The 15,256-nt window shown below is 71.3% G+C and carries 13 protein-coding genes; 5 read left to right on the forward strand and 8 right to left on the reverse strand.

From position 1 onward, the window contains the following. The first annotated feature begins 67 nt into the window (after positions 1-67). Positions 68-1,666 carry an ImmA/IrrE family metallo-endopeptidase gene (locus IEY93_RS07640; protein WP_189162272.1) on the forward strand — a complete coding sequence of 533 codons (1,599 nt, stop codon included), beginning with the start codon at positions 68-70 and terminating at the stop codon, positions 1,664-1,666. Between the two features lie 100 nt (positions 1,667-1,766). On the opposite strand, the gene IEY93_RS07645 is transcribed toward IEY93_RS07640, so the two are convergent. Then, complete coding sequence (locus tag IEY93_RS07645) at positions 1,767-2,213, reverse strand: phospholipase (protein WP_229690951.1); 447 nt, start codon at positions 2,211-2,213, stop codon at positions 1,767-1,769. A gap of 310 nt (positions 2,214-2,523) precedes the next feature. On the opposite strand from IEY93_RS07645, the gene IEY93_RS07650 reads away from it, so the two are divergent. Beyond that, positions 2,524-3,672 (forward strand): NAD(P)/FAD-dependent oxidoreductase, encoded by a 1,149-nt coding sequence (locus IEY93_RS07650; protein WP_229690952.1) that lies wholly within the window; start codon positions 2,524-2,526, stop codon positions 3,670-3,672. 3 nt (positions 3,673-3,675) lie between these two features. Here IEY93_RS07650 and IEY93_RS07655 read toward each other — a convergent pair whose 3' ends face one another. From IEY93_RS07655 to IEY93_RS07680, 6 genes are all read right to left on the reverse strand, one after another. Further along, entirely contained in the window at positions 3,676-4,638 is a 963-nt protein-coding gene (locus tag IEY93_RS07655; RefSeq protein ID WP_229690953.1) for a class I SAM-dependent methyltransferase, read from the reverse strand. A 219-nt stretch (positions 4,639-4,857) separates the two neighbouring features. Beyond that, positions 4,858-5,808: an NrfD/PsrC family molybdoenzyme membrane anchor subunit gene (nrfD, locus tag IEY93_RS07660; protein WP_189162274.1), complete on the reverse strand. Its 951-nt coding sequence runs from the start codon at positions 5,806-5,808 to the stop codon at positions 4,858-4,860. A gap of 19 nt (positions 5,809-5,827) precedes the next feature. Continuing rightward, positions 5,828-6,679 carry a 4Fe-4S dicluster domain-containing protein gene (locus tag IEY93_RS07665; RefSeq protein ID WP_203968418.1) on the reverse strand — a complete coding sequence of 284 codons (852 nt, stop codon included), beginning with the start codon at positions 6,677-6,679 and terminating at the stop codon, positions 5,828-5,830. A gap of 43 nt (positions 6,680-6,722) precedes the next feature. Beyond that, positions 6,723-9,986 (reverse strand): formate dehydrogenase, encoded by a 3,264-nt coding sequence (gene fdh, locus IEY93_RS07670; protein ID WP_189162276.1) that lies wholly within the window; start codon positions 9,984-9,986, stop codon positions 6,723-6,725. 256 nt (positions 9,987-10,242) lie between these two features. After that, entirely contained in the window at positions 10,243-11,088 is an 846-nt protein-coding gene (locus IEY93_RS07675; protein ID WP_189162277.1) for an isocitrate lyase/PEP mutase family protein, read from the reverse strand. A 4-nt stretch (positions 11,089-11,092) separates the two neighbouring features. Next, positions 11,093-11,575 (reverse strand): carboxymuconolactone decarboxylase family protein, encoded by a 483-nt coding sequence (locus tag IEY93_RS07680; RefSeq protein ID WP_189162278.1) that lies wholly within the window; start codon positions 11,573-11,575, stop codon positions 11,093-11,095. Positions 11,576-11,622: 47 nt separating this feature from the next. Here IEY93_RS07680 and IEY93_RS07685 point away from each other — a divergent pair, with 47 nt between their 5' ends. Next, on the forward strand, positions 11,623-13,278 hold the full coding sequence (locus IEY93_RS07685; RefSeq protein WP_189162279.1) for an aminotransferase-like domain-containing protein: 1,656 nt from the start codon (positions 11,623-11,625) through the stop codon (positions 13,276-13,278). Positions 13,279-13,434: 156 nt separating this feature from the next. Here the strand turns inward: IEY93_RS07685 and IEY93_RS07690 are convergent, their stop codons facing one another. Continuing rightward, positions 13,435-13,863 (reverse strand): MarR family winged helix-turn-helix transcriptional regulator, encoded by a 429-nt coding sequence (locus tag IEY93_RS07690; protein WP_189162280.1) that lies wholly within the window; start codon positions 13,861-13,863, stop codon positions 13,435-13,437. A gap of 81 nt (positions 13,864-13,944) precedes the next feature. Between IEY93_RS07690 and IEY93_RS07695 the strand changes: the two genes are divergently transcribed. Both IEY93_RS07695 and IEY93_RS07700 read left to right on the forward strand, forming a co-directional pair. Then, positions 13,945-14,802, forward strand: a complete 858-nt coding sequence (locus tag IEY93_RS07695; protein WP_189162281.1) for an SDR family NAD(P)-dependent oxidoreductase — start codon at positions 13,945-13,947, stop codon at positions 14,800-14,802. Positions 14,803-14,961: 159 nt separating this feature from the next. After that, complete coding sequence (locus IEY93_RS07700; protein ID WP_189162282.1) at positions 14,962-15,225, forward strand: hypothetical protein; 264 nt, start codon at positions 14,962-14,964, stop codon at positions 15,223-15,225. Positions 15,226-15,256: the final 31 nt, after the last annotated feature.

The following is a 15,256-nucleotide window of genomic DNA, read 5'->3' on the forward strand; positions in this document are numbered from 1 at the left end:
CCAAGTGGGTGGCCGACGAAAAAGTCGACCGAAGGACGATCCAACGAGCGAGAAGGCGTCGTAACCGATGACCATCACCTGGGAAAGATTCGCAGGTAGCACCGACGGCTTCGCCGTTCGCCTGGCTTTCATAACCGACCCCGACGACGGAGCGGCGGCAAGCGCAGAAGAGTCTGCCTCGTGGGGCGCTCTGCAGATCTGGGTCAATGGACAGAACCTTTCCGCGCACATGAGCCAGGGAGAACAACTACAGAGTACACATTGGTACCTGCTTTCTGTCCTGGAGTGGCTGGCCGATCAGTGGAATCCTCTGTTCCACGAGGAGAAATTGCCGAACCGAAATGTCAACGAACCGGCGGCAACAGCCTTGATAATCACCCGCAACGCTCCTGTTCTCGCCGATGAGACAGATATCCTCGCCTGGGAAGAAGAGTGGCACGAGTGGCACGGACGGCACGCCTTGCGGGCTGCACGCGATGGCGGGCTTTTCCCCAACATAGCAATACGCCGTTTTCGCGACTTCATCGAGATCAGCTGGGATGACGAGCCGTCGGCCGGTTCGCCTCACGGATTTCAGCACGGAGCGAGTCGCGGGGTCGCCTATCTTCATCCCGAGCAGGTGGCAGAACCGCTGTACGAGATCCTGCGATCCGCCGCCGGCCACCTTCTCGGCGGGCACCCGGGAAGCACCAGGCTCCAGCGGCTCCGGACACGAGTCGACTCGTTGCGCCTGCGAACGCAACACACTGCCAGGCTCGACTGGCTTGCCGGTCTGCGGATTCAGCCCTCTGTCGGAGTACGGCTCTCACTCGACCTACTGGAAGACGACGGGCACAGCCGGTGGGACGAGATCGTCGCCTCGCTTGAGGCCACTGGCGACCCGGAAGCCGTCCACGAGGTCCTTGCCACCGAAGAGTCGACCCTGGTGATCTCCGATCCGTGCCATGCAGCTCTCCTGTTCAGTTCTCTCGCGCCCACGATAACCAGCGAGGACGTCCGGACATTGGCGTCTGTGCTGGTCAAGCAGTATTCCACGGACGTCGCAGCCATGAGTCTGGAGAAATTGAGCCGTCACACTTTTCCGGACCCTCACCTTCCCGACTGGGAACAAGGATATGAACTCGCAGAACGTGTCCACGAGGAGATCGGCATCGACCTGTCCGGCGGCTGGGTGGACATCGAAAGGCTGCTCAGGCGACTTGGCGTGGCCATAATCTCCCGGAAGTTGCAAGACCAGAACATACGGGCCTGCTCGATCGTCGGCCCTCGCCATCAGCCGACCGTGGTGCACAACGAATCTTCTCTCGCATTTTCCAATTACCGCGCGAAACGATTCAATCTGGCACATGAACTGTGCCATCTACTGTTCGACAGATCACGTGGACGGAAACTGGCCATTGCGAGTGGCCCCTGGGCGCCGAGAAGCATCGAGCGTCGTGCGAACGCTTTCGCCGCCATGTTTCTGATGCCATCAGCGCTTGTGCAACAGGCGATAGCAGATCAGCCCGATCCCGTCGACAGGCCGGAGGCCATTGCGGCGGTCGCAGCCCAGTTGCAGGTCAGTCGCCATGCCGCCATCGAGCATCTGTACAACTTGACCCTCATGAGCGACGCGACTCGCGACGAACTCCTGGCACAAGCCCAGAGCTCTGACAACGCTCGCTGAACGCTTACCGCATCGAAATACTGCCGCGCCGGCACACAGAGACGAGAGGTGGGTGGGGACGGCACTGCCTGCCGTCCCCACCCACCGTGGCGGCGGTCGGTCAGGCGCCGGTGTTCTGGGCGTTGCGCTCGGCGGTCTGGCGGATCTGCTCGATCTGGGCGTCGGAGACCTTGAGGGCGCCGAATTGCTTGACCGCCTGGTAGTAGGTCCAGGCGAGGCTGTTGCAGGTGCTCTTGGACACGCCCGAATACCCGGCGCAGACCTGCTGCATGTCGAAGTAGAACGCGTCGTCCACCCGTGACTTGTTCGTGGAGAAGAGGTTCACCGCCTTGTAGTTGCGGTACCCGAAGTCATGCCGGCGGCACGGCATTCTGAAGTCGTAGCCGAGCGGCTGGTCCGGGCTGCTGGAGCACAGATCGGTCGACCAGTCGAAGGCGTAGTCCGCCCAGGCGCCCTGGTTCTGCCAGGCCGAACGCCAGCTCGACGCGCTGCCTGAGGTGGGCTGGGTGAAACTCGAAAGTGCGGCGAGTTTTTGCTCCAGGGTCACCGCGTATGCGGGCAGCGTTAATCCGAGTATTGTGGCGAGGGAGAGAACGGCGGCCACGAGGGCTCTTCTGACCATAGGGGGCTCCACCTTAGTCCGGGGTATGGCCGTTTCGGGGCGGTTGTCCGCCACTGCACAACAATGCGGGGAAACGTCGCCGGCCGCCGGGACAGATCTTCATCAAGATGCGCATCCGATTCAGCGGACAATCGCCCTTTACAAGTTGACCTGGTCCGGTAAGCTTGAGCTTCTATTTTCGCTTCCCCTGCGGCCTCTCCCTCGCGGTGATCTCCTGCTGTGGCAGGCTGGCCGGGTGGAGGAGAGCTGGGATGTGATCGTGGTGGGGGCCGGGCCCGCGGGAGCGGCGGCGGCGATCCGGGCGAAGCAACTGCGTCCACGGGCGCGGGTGCTGCTCACCGACAAGGCGGACTTCCCCCGCGACAAGGCGTGCGGGGACGGCATCGCGGCGCACGGCCGGGACGAGCTGGCCCTCCTCGGCGTCCCCGGCCTGATCGACGACCACCGGCCGGTGCGCAGGCTCGCGGTGGTCTCCCCTGGCGGCGCCCGGGTGGCCGCGACCGTCGCCCGGCCCAACCACGTCGTTCCGCGCATGGTCTTCGACGCACGCCTCGTGGCGGCCGCCCGCGCCCAGGGGGTCGAGGTACGCCGCCACCGCGTCCGGGAGCTCGCGGCGCAGAGTGGCCGCGTCCTGCTGGACGGCAGGCTCGACGCGGGGACGGTCGTCGCCGCCGACGGGGCGAACTCCGTGGTGCGACGGCTGATCGGGGTGCCGCCCACCCCGGCCCGGCACACCGCGATCGCCGTACGCGGCTACGCCGACGTGCCCGCCGATGACGACACGCAGTTCATCGCCATGCAGCGGGACGGCTGGCCCGCGTACGCCTGGTCGTTCCCCGTGGGGGACGGCACCGCGAACGTCGGCTTCGGGATGATGCTGCCCCGGCTGCACGCGACGGGCCGCCCCGGCCGCGAGGTGCTGCACGGACGGCTCGCCGAGTTGCTGCCGCATCTGCCCGCCCGGAACCTGCGCGCCCACCATCTGCCGCTGTCCCCCGGCCGTCCACGACCTGGAGCCGGACGGGTGCTGCTCGCCGGGGACGCCGCCGGCCTGGTCAATCCGCTGACCGGAGAGGGCATCTACTACGCGCTGCTCTCGGGGCGGCTGGCCGGCGAGGCCGCCGTGGAGGCGGCCGCGAATCCGCTGGCGGCCTATCGGCGCAAGCTGGCCCAAGCCCTGGGACGGCATCTGCGCACCACCGATCTGCTCTCCCGCGCGGCGCAGTCGCCCGGGTTCATCGACGCCGCGATCGCCACCGCCGCCCGCCGCAAAGAGGTCTTCGACCTGCTCGTGGAGGTGGGACTCGGCGCGGGCACCGTGCCCGCCCCGCTCGCCCTGGCGGTCGCCCGTCGCTGGCTGTGGAACGGCCTGCGGCGGCGGTGACGGTCAGGGCACCTCGGCGAGGGTGAGCATGGACAGGGCCGACGGGCGCAGGGTGTCGGCGCGGTCCCACAAGGACGGGTCCACCGAGTCCCGCTGGCCGGCGTGCTCGACCACGGCCAGGCCGTGCTCCCCGAGCAGTGCGGCCATGTCGCCGGGGCCGAAGACCGACAGCCAGGGTTCGCCGCCCTCGGCGGCCACCGGCATGACCGCCGCCACGTACGCCTGGCCCGCCTCGTCGCGCAGTTCGGCCGGCAGCATGTGGTCCACGACGATGCGCGAGCCGGGTGCGAAGCCGCCGACCACGGCGAGGGTCTGGGCGACGGCCGGCCGGGTGAGGTACATCGTGACGCCGAGCCAGCTCACGAACGCGGGCCGCGCCGGGTCGAAGCCGGCCCGCACCAGGTGGCCGAGCAGCCCCCTGGCCGTGTCGTCCGGGAGCGGGCGGGCCCGGTCCTCCCCGGTCGTGCCCTCCGCACGCCCCGGGACGAGATCGCCGGTCCCGGTCGCCGCCGCGGCGGGGTTCTCGGACTCGAAGTCCACGGGGACGAAGGTCACGGTGTCCGGGACGGCGACGCCCGCGCGGGCGAGGGCCTGCCGTTTCCACTCCTGGGTGGCCGGATGGTCGACCTCGAACACCCGCAGGCCGCCGTCCCGGCCGGCGCGGTAGGCGTAGGAGTCGAGGCCGGCGCCGAGGATGACGTACTGGCCGGCGCCCTGCCGTGCGGCGTCGGCGAGGCGGTCCTCGGTGTAGCGGGCCCGGGTGACGGCCGCGGCGCGGACTCCGGACAGGACGAGATGCGCGCCGTGCAGGCGGTGGTAGTCGACGAGCTCGTCGGCATGCTCGCCGAGCAGCGCGTACGCGAGGGTGTCCGCGAAGATCACCGGGGGCCGGTCGACGATCAGATGCGCCGCGCGGGCGGCGGCCGCCATGAGGGCGGTACGGCTGGGTTCTCCGTTTTCTTTCACGACCGGAGAGAATACCTATGGTTTTCGGCATCATACCATGAAATGCCAATTAAAGCCATATAATGCGCATTCCAATCGGGCCACGATTCACATCCCACCGCAGGCCGGAGGGCCTGCCCGCAAGAGCGGCGAAACGCGCGTCCGAAACGTCGCGCCCCTTCGGCCTTTCCGGCGAATTCCCGGCGGCATGTGAAATGCCGCGCCCCAATACCGCCGCGGTCATGAGGCGGCGGCGGAGAGGCGTTCGCGCTGGGGAACGACGGTGTAGCGCGGGTCCTCGGCAGAGGCGACGCCGGCCGCGAAGACGCCGAGACGCAGACAGGCCGAGGCCGCGAGGAGCGCCGCGCCCGAGAGCGCGGCGATGGCACGAGGGCGGGGGGCACGGGCGGCGGCCAGAGCGCCGGCGGCGCCGAGCACGCCCAGGGTCTCCGCGGCGCGCAGCAGGCTGCCGGCCCGTCCGCGCTCGTAGGTCTCGGCGACCATGCCCATGCGGCGGCGCATCAACCGCCCGGCCGCCAGCTCCAGGACGGTGCCGAGGACGGCCGCGTGCCGCGCCGGAGCGTTCTCCGCCGCCGGAGCGGCCAGCAGGGCGGCGCCGGCCGCGCTGGCCATGGCCGACCCGGCGAACATGAACGGCATCTCCCGGTGGCCCCCGTGCCAGGCCGGCACCGCGGTGTCGCCGATGAGCACCGCCGTGTACGTGGCGACCGCCGGCCCGAGCAGCGCCGCGCCGTAGCAGGCGGCCCGCCCAGCGGCCGGGAACCTGCCGGTGAGGTCGGTCACCGCGCCGGCCCCGGCCAGCGGCCCGTACGCGGCCAGCAGCCAGGAGCCCATGTTCATCGGCGAGGTGGGCTTGAAGGTGCGCAGCATGTTGACGAAGCGCTCGGGGCGGCCGAGGTCGGCGATCAGCGCGGCGGCCGACAGCGAGATGCCGGTGAGCGCGGCCACCTTGCCGGCGCGCGCGAGCCGGGGACGGCCGGTCAGCTCGGCCCCGGCGGCGAGCACCGACGATGCGCCCGCCAGCCCGCCCAGGTACAGGTAGCCGCCGACGTACCGCTCGTGCCAGACCGGCGGCTTGACGACGTGCCGGTCGTAGTACGAGGCGAACCGCCGCCCGTCCTGCCCAGTGGTCCCGGCCGCCCGGTCGCCGGCGCTTTCGCGTGTGGTCATTTCCGTTCCCTCTGACTCGTCACCCGGCCCGCCGCGAACCGGCGAACGCGACGGCGATGCCGCAGACCAGCGTCACCGCGGCCACCGCGGCGTGCGCCCACATCGCGGGCAGGTCACGGGTCGCGTCCCGGGGCGCCGGCGGCAGGCCGTACACCTCGGGCTCGTCCAGCAGCAGGAAGAACGCGCCGTTGCCCCGCACGCCGTCGGCGGGGTCGTTCCCGTACAGGCGGGCGTCCGGGACGCCGTCGCCGTGCAGGTCGGCCAGCCGGGCCTCGGCCCGTTCCAGCAGCTCGTCCAGCGGTCCGTACTGGATGGACTCGGTGGGGCACGCCTTGGCGCAGGCCGGGATCAGCCCGTCCCCGATGCGGTCGTAGCACAGGGTGCACTTGAACACCCGGCCGTCGTCCTCGCGCTTGTCGATCACCCCGTACGGGCAGGCCGACACGCAGTAGCCGCAGCCGTTGCACACATCGTCCTGGACCACCACGGTGCCGAACTCGGTGCGGAACAGCGACCCGGTGGGGCAGACGTTCAGGCAGGCGGCGTCGGTGCAGTGTTTGCACACGTCCGAGGCCATCAGCCAGCGCAGGTCCTGCTGATCGCCCGCGGGACCGCCCGGCGCCCGGACGGGTTTGCGCTGCTCGATGAAGGCGACGTGCCGCCAGGTGGAGGCGGACAGCTGGGTGGTGTTGTCGAACGACATGCCGGTGAGCTCGAACGGCCCGTCGGCCGGCAGCCGGTTCCACTCCTTGCAGGCCACCTCGCACGCCTTGCACCCGATGCACACCGAGGTGTCGGTGAAGAACCCCATGCGGGGTGGATGCCGCGGATAGCCGGCCTCTTCCTGGACCTGCGGCGCGCGCGGCGCCATTTCGCCCGTCGTCATCCGGGGCCTCCCCGCCGTTTCGTGGTCGTCATCCCCGGCCGCCCCGGCGCGTGCGCGGGCCCTGGCGCTCCGGCTGCTCCTGCTCGTCCGGCGGGTCGATGCCGGCCCGGCGGCGGAAGGTCTCCACCAGGAGCGGCAGCCCCCGGCCGCGCGGCCGGCGCCCCGGCTGGATGTCGGCGGTGAGCACCTTGGTCTCCTGGATGTCGGCGTTCGGGTCGAGCACGATGGAGGTCAGCTCGTTCGCCGGGTCTCCGGTGGCCAGGCCGTTCGGACCCCAGTGGTAGGGCAGGCCGATCTGGTGGACGACCCGGCCGTCCAGGTGCAGCGAGGGCATCCGGTCGGTGACGATCACCCGGGCCTCGACCGCGCCACGCGCGCTGATCACCGTGGCCCAGCCGCCGTGCTCCAGCAGGCGTTCCTCGGCGAGCTCCGGGGACACCTCGCAGAACATCTGCGGCTGCAACTCCGCCAGGTGCGGCACCCAGCGGCTCATCCCGCCCGCCGTGAAGTGCTCGGTGAGCCGGTAGGTGGTGACCACGTACGGATACACCTCGCTGCCGGGCGGGTGGTAGCGGTTGCCCGGCCGGTCGTAGGTCAGCCGCGCCGGGTTGCGGCGCCGCGACGGGTGCAGCGGGTTCTCCAGGGGCGTGTCCTGCGGCTCGTAGTGCGTCGGCAGCGGGCCGTCCATCAGGCCGGCCGGCGCGAACAGCCACGCCTTGCCGTCGCCCTGCATGATGAACGGGTCGACGCCGGACAGCGCGTCCGTGCCGAGCGCGTCGTCGGCCGGCCGGTGGTGCGGCGGGAGGTCCTCGATGAAGTCGGGCACGTCATGCCCGGTCCACCGGCCGAGCGAGGCGTCCCACCAGACGCACTCCTTGCGGCTGCTCCACGGGTTGCCGTCCGGGTCGGCCGAGGCCCGGTTGTACAGGATGCGCCGGTTGAGCGGCCACGCCCATCCCCACTCGCGGGAGGTCCAGCTCTGCTCGGTGTGCGGCCTGCGGCGCGCCGCCTGGTTGACCCCGTCGGCGTAGACGCCGCAGTAGATCCAGCAGCCGCACCGGGTGGAGCCGTCGCTACGGAGCTGCGTGTACGACGACAGCGGCCGGCCGTCCGGGCCGTACCCGTTGATCTCCTGCAGCACCGCGGCGGCGCTCGGCTCGGCCAGCGGCCCCTCCACCGGATAGTCCCAGGCCAGATCGAGGATGGCCCGGTCGTACGGCTCCCGGGAGCCGGCCAGCCGCTCCCTGACCAGCCGGCCGAGGTGGTAGGCGAACCACAGGTCGCTGCGCCGGTCGCCCTCCGGTTCGACGGCCGCGTCGTGCCACTGGAGCAGCCGGTTGGTGTTGGTGAACGTGCCGTTCTTCTCGGTGTGCGCCGCAGCGGGGAAGAAGAACACCTCGGTGGCGATCTGGTCGGTGCGCAGCTCGCCGCTCTCCACCTCCCGGCCGTCCTTCCACCAGGTCGCCGACTCGATCAGCGCGAAGTCGCGGACCACGAGCCAGTCGAGGTTGGCCATGCCGAGCCGCTGCAGACGGGCGTTGGCCGACCCGACCGCGGGGTTCTGCCCGAACAGGAAGTAGCCCTTGCAGACGCCGTCGAGCTGGGCCATCGTCGTGTCGTACGCGCTGTGCGAGCCGGTCAGCCGGGGCAGATGCCCGAAGCAGAAGTCGTTCTCCGGCGTCGCCGCGTCCCCGTAGTAGGCCTTGAGCAGGCTCACCACGTAGTTCCGGGCGTCGGCCCAGAACCCCTTCCGGGTGCTGATCACGTCGATGAACGCGTCGAGGTTCTCGTCGCTGTGCGCGTACGGCATCGGGATGTAGCCGGGCAGCAGGTTGTACAGGGTCGGGATGTCGCTGGAGCCCTGGATGCTGGCGTGGCCGCGCAGCGCCATGATGCCGCCGCCCGGCCGGCCGATGTTGCCGAGCAGCAGTTGCAGGATGCTCGCGGCCCGGATGTACTGCGTGCCCACCGAGTGCTGGGTCCAGCCGACCGCGTACGCGAACGCGCTGGTGCGCTCCCGCCCGGAGTTGGCGATCAGCGCGTCGCACACCCGGCGGAACGACTCGGGCGGCACCCCGCAGGTCCGGTGCACGAACTCCGGGGTGTACCGGGCGAAGTGCCGCTTGAGGATCTGGTAGACGCAGCGCGGGTCGGTCAGGGTCTCGTCCCGCCGCGCGTACGGGCTGACCGGCGCGCCGCCCGAGCCGTGCGCCTCGCTGCGGCCGGGCGTGTGGTAGGCGTCCAGCCGCAGCCGCCGCCCGGAGACCGCCTGCACCGGTGGCCCCTCGTACTGCCAGGAGGAGACGTCGTAGGTGCGGGTCTCGGGGTTCCAGCCGGAGAAGACCCCGTCCAGGTCCTCGGTGTCGGCGTAGTCGCCGCTGATGATGCTCGCGGCGTTGGTGTAGTTCAGGACGTACTCGCGGAAGTCCTTGCCCTCGGTGAGCACGTGGTTGATGATCCCGCCGAGGAACGCGATGTCCGAGCCGGGGCGGATCGGTACGTACAGGTCGGCCAGCGCGCTCGTCCGGCTGAACCGCGGATCGACGTGGATGATCGTGGCGCCGCGCAGCTTGGCCTCCATCACCCACTGGAAGCCCACCGGGTGCGCCTCGGCGAAGTTGGAGCCCTCGATGACGATGCAGTCGGCGAACTGCAGGTCCTGCAGGAAGGTGGTGGAGCCGCCGCGGCCGAAGGACGTGCCGAGGCCGGTGACCGTGGAGCTGTGACAGACCCGCGCCTGGTTCTCGATCTGGATCACGCCGAGCCCGGTCATCAGCTTCTTGATGAGGTAGTTCTCCTCGTTGTCCAAGGTGGCACCGCCGAGGGCGGCGATGCCGAGCGTCCTGGCGACCCGCTTGCCGTCGCACTCCTCCTCCCAGGTGTCCCGCCGGGTGCGCACGACCCGGTCGGCGACCATGTCCATCGCCGTGGGAAGGTCGATCTGCTCCCACTCGGTGCCATACGGCCTGCGGTACAGCACCGCGCTCTCGCGACCCGGACCCGTGGTGAGCTGCAGGGACGCCGACCCCTTCGGGCAGAGCCTGCCCCGGCTGACCGGCGAGTCGGGGTCGCCCTCGATCTGCACGACCCTGCCGCCGGAGACATAGAGGTTCTGCGCGCAGCCCACGGCGCAGTACGGGCAGACGGACTTGACCACGCGGTCGGCGGTGGCGACCCGCGAGCGCAGCTCGGCGGTCTTGCGCGACTTGGCGGCGGCGCCGAGGCCGCGACGGTCGGGACCGGTGAGCTGCCGCAGCACCGGCCATCCGCCCAGAAACCCGCTCATCCCCATCAAGCCCCCCGCCAGGCTCGCCGGCCGCCGCCGGGGGGACGTGCGCTTCCTGCGGGTATCTGCCCCTCTCGCCCCCGCTTAACCGCCCGAAACCGCTGTGACCAGCGGGTATACACCCTCGAGACCCGCCGCCGCGCCTGCGGCCGGCGGCGCCCCTCGGAGGAGGCGGCGGCCCCGGCGGGCGGCACCCTCTCGTCAGGCTCCACCGCCTGCCTCCACCCGCGTATCGAGGCACGAAGAGGGCGGCTCGGCACCCTCAGGTCCCGGCCGGGCCGGTTTCGTACGGGTCGCGGCCGGCGGCGATCGCGGTCAGCATCGTGGCGAAGTACCGCTGGGTGGCGGCGTGCAGGCCGTGGCCGAAGCTCACCCGGGCGACGCCCAGCGCCGCCAGTTCGGCGAGCGGCGGGACACCCGGCCGGTACAGCACGTTCACCGGGCCGCCGATCTCGGCGGCCAGCGTCCTGATCGCCTCGGGCTCGGCCACCCAGATCGGGTACACGCAGTCGGCCCCCGCCCGCAGGTAGCGGCGCCCGCGCTCCACCGCGTCCGCGAGCCGCCGTTCCGGTGTCTCCGCCCCGTGCAGGTACGTGTCGACCCGCGCGTTGATCACCAGGTCGGCGCCGGCCGCCGCCGCGGCGGCGCGTACGTCCGCCAGGAACCCGGCCTGCTCGTCGGGGTCCACCATGGCTCCTGTGCGCGGGTCGGAGTCCTCCAGGTTCAGCCCCGCCGCCCCGGTCGAGACCAGGCGTTCGACCAGTTCGGCCGGCGCGAGCCCGTACCCCCGCTCCAGGTCGGCGGTGACCGGGACCGGCACCGCGCGGACGATGCGGGCGACCGCGTCGAGCATCGCGCCGGCCGGCGTCGCCTCGCCGTCCTCGTACCCGAGCACCGGGGCGACCGCCGCGCTGCCCGTGGCCACGGCCGGGAAACCGGCCGCCACCACGGAACGGGCGGAGGCGGCGTCCCACACGTTGGGCAGCACCAGCGGCCGGCCGGGCACGTGCAGCGCCCGCAGTACCGCGACCTTCCCGGCCCGCGCGTCACCGGCGGCCTGGGCGTCCAGGGAGTTCCCCGCCTGACCGGGACGTGATCGCGTCGACATACCGTCAGCTCGCGGAGGGGTGGTAGCCGCCGGGCTCCAGCCGGGAGGTGACGCCGATGCGGTTCCACGAGTTGATCACAATGATGGCCCAGACCAGCTTGGCCAGTTCCTCGTCGGAGAAGTGCCGCGCGGCCCTCTCGTAGACCTCGTCGCCGACCCCGCTCTGCGGCAGCAGGGTGACGGCCTCGGTCAGCTCCAGCGCGGCGCGCTCGCGGCCGGTGAAGAACGGCGTCTCGCGCCAGACGGGCAGGGCGTAGATGCGCTGCTCCCGCTCGCCCCCGGCGCGGGCGTCGATCGTGTGGATGTCGACGCAGTAAGCGCACCCGTTGATCTGCGAGGCGCGGATGCGGACCAGTTCGAGCAGCGGCGCCGGAAGGCCGCTGGCGGCGACCAGGCCGTCCAGCTCGATCAGCGCCTTGTAGATCTCCGGGGTCTGCTTCTTCAAGTTCACGCGGGACTGCGCCCGTTCCGTGGTGTTCGTCGTCATACATGCGAATCTAGGCGTCGAGTGGCTCGACGATAAGATCCAGTCTTGTGCCGAAACATTGGGCCACTTTCGGGATCGACCTGCACGTCGAGATCGACGCGGGCGCGGGCCGGCGCACCGGGCTGGAGCACGCGCTGCGCGCCGCGATCCGCGACGGCCGGCTCGCGCCGGGCGCCCGGCTGCCGTCCAGCCGCGCGCTCTCCGCCGAGATCGGGCTCTCCCGCGGCACGGTGAGCGCCGCCTACGACCAGCTCATCGCCGAGGGATACCTGACCGCACGCAGAGGCTCGGGCACCTCCGTCGCCGACCTCACCCCGCACCGCCCGGACACCCGCCGCACCCTCGCGCCACCCCACCCGGACACGCCTGCCACCGGCCACGACCTCGCGCCACGCCACTTAGACACACCAGCCGCCGGCCACGCGTCACGCCACCCGGACACACGAGCCGCCGGCCACGCGGGCACGCATGCCGCCGGCCACGACCTCGCGCCGCTCCGCCCGTACACCTTGACCACCGCCCGGGACGTGCCGCCGCACCGCCCGGCCACGCCCACCAGCGGCACGAACGTCCCGCCGCCCAGGTACGACATGCGCCCCGGTGTGCCGGACGTGACGATGTTCCCCGCCGCCGCGTGGCTGCGCTCCACCCGGCGCGTGCTCACCACCGCCCCGGCCGCCGTGCACGGCTACGGCCCGCCGGGCGGCACCGCCGAACTGCGGGAGGCACTGGCCGGATACCTCGGACGCACCCGCGGCGTACTGGCCGACCCCGGGCAGATCGTCGTCACCACCGGGTACGTGCAGGCCCTCGGCCTGCTGGCCGGGCTGGTCGGCGCGGGCGACCGGCCGGTGGTCGCGATGGAGGACCCCGGGCTGGCCTTCCACCGCGAGATCGTGCGGCGTGCCGGGGCCCGGGTGGCGCCGCTCCCGGTGGACGCGCGCGGGGCGCGTACCGACCTGCTCGGCACGGCCGCCTACGAGGGGACGGGCGCGGTGGTGGTCACTCCGGCCCACCAGTTCCCGACCGGCGCCACCCTGCACCCCGAACGCCGCCACGCCCTGGCCGACTGGGCGCGCGGCAGCGGCGCGCTGATCATCGAGGACGACTACGACGGCGAGTTCCGCTACGACCGCCAGCCGGTGGGCGCGCTGCAGGGCATGGCCGCCGGCCACGTGGCGTACGTCGGCACCGCGTCCAAGACCCTCGGCCCCGGGCTGCGCCTGGCCTGGATCGTGCTGCCGCCGCACCTGGTCGGCCCGGTCGTCGAGGCCAAGATGTACGCCGACCTGCACACCGAGACCCTGGCCCAGCTCGTGCTGGCCGACATGATCGCCTCCCACGCGTACGACCGGCACGTGCGCGCCTGCCGCCTGCACTACCGCCGGCGCCGCGACCTGCTCATCGCCCGGCTGACCGGTCCCGGCCGCGCGGGTGATCCGGCAGGCGGGCTCAGTGTCCGGGGTGTCGCCGCCGGGCTGCACGCACTGATCGGCCTGCCGGAGATCGGGCCGGACGAAGCGACGGTGCTGCGCCGGGCCCAGGCCCACGGCCTCGCGCTGGACCCCCTCGGCGACTACTGGCACCACCCCGGCGCCGACCAGCCGCAGGGCGTCATCGTCGGTTACGGCACCCCCTCCGACCACACCTATCCCGCCGCCCTCGACACCCTCGCCACCGCCCTCCGCCTGCCCCATCTCTAGCGCCACCTGGGCGACGTCGGCGATACCGAACCTGCGGCACGCCACCGGCAGATCTCTTCCCCGGGCAGAGGGCTCATCCTGCGGCGGCCCGCACCGACCCGGCCACGTTCCGCCGCCACACCGCCTCGACCATCGGGTGGGCGAGGATCGGCTCGATCATGGCGCCTCCGGAGGACGGAGCGCGCGGTTCAGGAGGGCGGCGACCTGCCGCAGTTCGCTGTCGGTCAGCGTCGCGAGCGGACTCTTCTCCAGCGCCGCCCGGACCACTTCGTCGCGGACCTGGCGGCCCTTGGCGGTCAGCACGAGGACGCGGGAGCGGCGGTCCGACGGGTCCACGGCGCGCTCGACCAGGCCGCGGTCGACGAGCTGGTCGGCCATGAAGGTCAAGTTCGGGGCGTTGCAGTGCAGGCGTCCGGTCATCACCTTCATCGAGGGCGGCGGCTCGTCCGGGTCGATCGCCCACAGCGCCTGGAACGTCGCTTCGGTCAGACCGTGCCTGGCCAGCGCGGGACCGGCCAGGACGACGGTCCGCATCCAGACTTCGTAGGTCGCGGTGACCGCCGCAGTCAGCTCGGATGTGCTCATGCCGCCATCCTATTGATGGTTCGAGACTCGAAGTATCCTGCTAGCCTAGATGCTTCGAGACTCGAAGTATTGGAGGCTGCCATGAGAGACGGCTATCAAGGTGTCACGGCGCTCGTCACCGGGGCATCGAAGGGGATCGGGCGGGCGTACGCCCTGGAACTGGCTCGCCGGGGAGCGCGGGTGATCCTGCTGGCCCGCTCGGAAGGCGACCTGCGGCGACTGGCCGAGCAGATCCGGGGTCAGTACGGCGGGCCGGACCCCGAGGTGATCACCGCCGATCTCGCCGTCCCCGACGGCCCCGGGCGGGTCGTCCGGGAACTGCGCGAGCGGGGTCTGCGCATCGACCTGCTGGTCAACAACGCCGGGGCGGGCAGCGCGGGCCCGTTCCTCGGCCGTCCGCTGGAGCCGCAGCTGCGCTCTGTCGGGCTCAACGTCAGCGGTCTGATCGCACTGACCCACGCGATCGGGAACGACATGGCCGAGCGCGGCTCCGGCGGCATCATCAACGTGTCCTCCACGGCGGCGTTCCAGCCGTTGCCCTACCAGGCCACCTATGGCGCGACCAAGGCGTTCGTGCTCTCCTTCACCGAGGCGCTGGCCGAGGAACTGCGCGGCACCGGCGTACGGGTGATGGCCGCACACCCCGGCGCGGTGGCGACCGGCTTCTTCGACGGGACCTCGGCCACCATCGACCCGGCCACCGCCGACACCCCCGCCACCATCGCGACCCAGACCCTCGACGACTTCGCGCGGCGCCGCGGCGCGTCCTACCCCGGCCGGAGGGTGAACCGGGTCATGACCTGGCTCGCACGCCTGCTGCCCCGCGTCACCGTCGTGCGCGTGGCCGGCGCTTTCACCCGCCGGCTACGGCTGCACGAGGTCGTCGATGTCGCTCAGCCGAACGCCACCCCGGGAGGAAGCGCCCCGGCCCACCCATGAACGACGCCACACCCGCACGTAGCGCATTCCCGCCGCCGTTCCACCGCGCAGCCGGTCCATCGCGCCTTGCACGGTCTCGACGGCCAGTCGGGGGGACCGCCCACCGTGCACGGCTTGCCACGGCACTGGATGCCTCGATGGCCCTGTGGAAGGGGGACAATGTCCCAGACCATCCCCACCGGCGACCTTGCCCCCACGTCCAACAACCGCAATCGTCATCTTCTCGATGTGGCGGACGCCCATCGCCGGTCACGCGAGTACGGCGAGGCGTTCGACATCCTGCGCCGGATCAGGCAGGACTCCCCCGAGTGGATCGTCAACCAGCACTACGCGAAAGAAATCCTCAAAGGCATCTTCGTCGGCAGGCGCACACTTACCAGCGATATGCGAGATCTCGCCGATTTTGTCCGGCTGGATCACTGATTAGCGACGCGCGCTGTGTCACTTGACCATT

It is taken from the genome of Sphaerisporangium melleum (assembly GCF_014646695.1).
GTDB lineage: Bacteria > Actinomycetota > Actinomycetes > Streptosporangiales > Streptosporangiaceae > Sphaerisporangium > Sphaerisporangium melleum.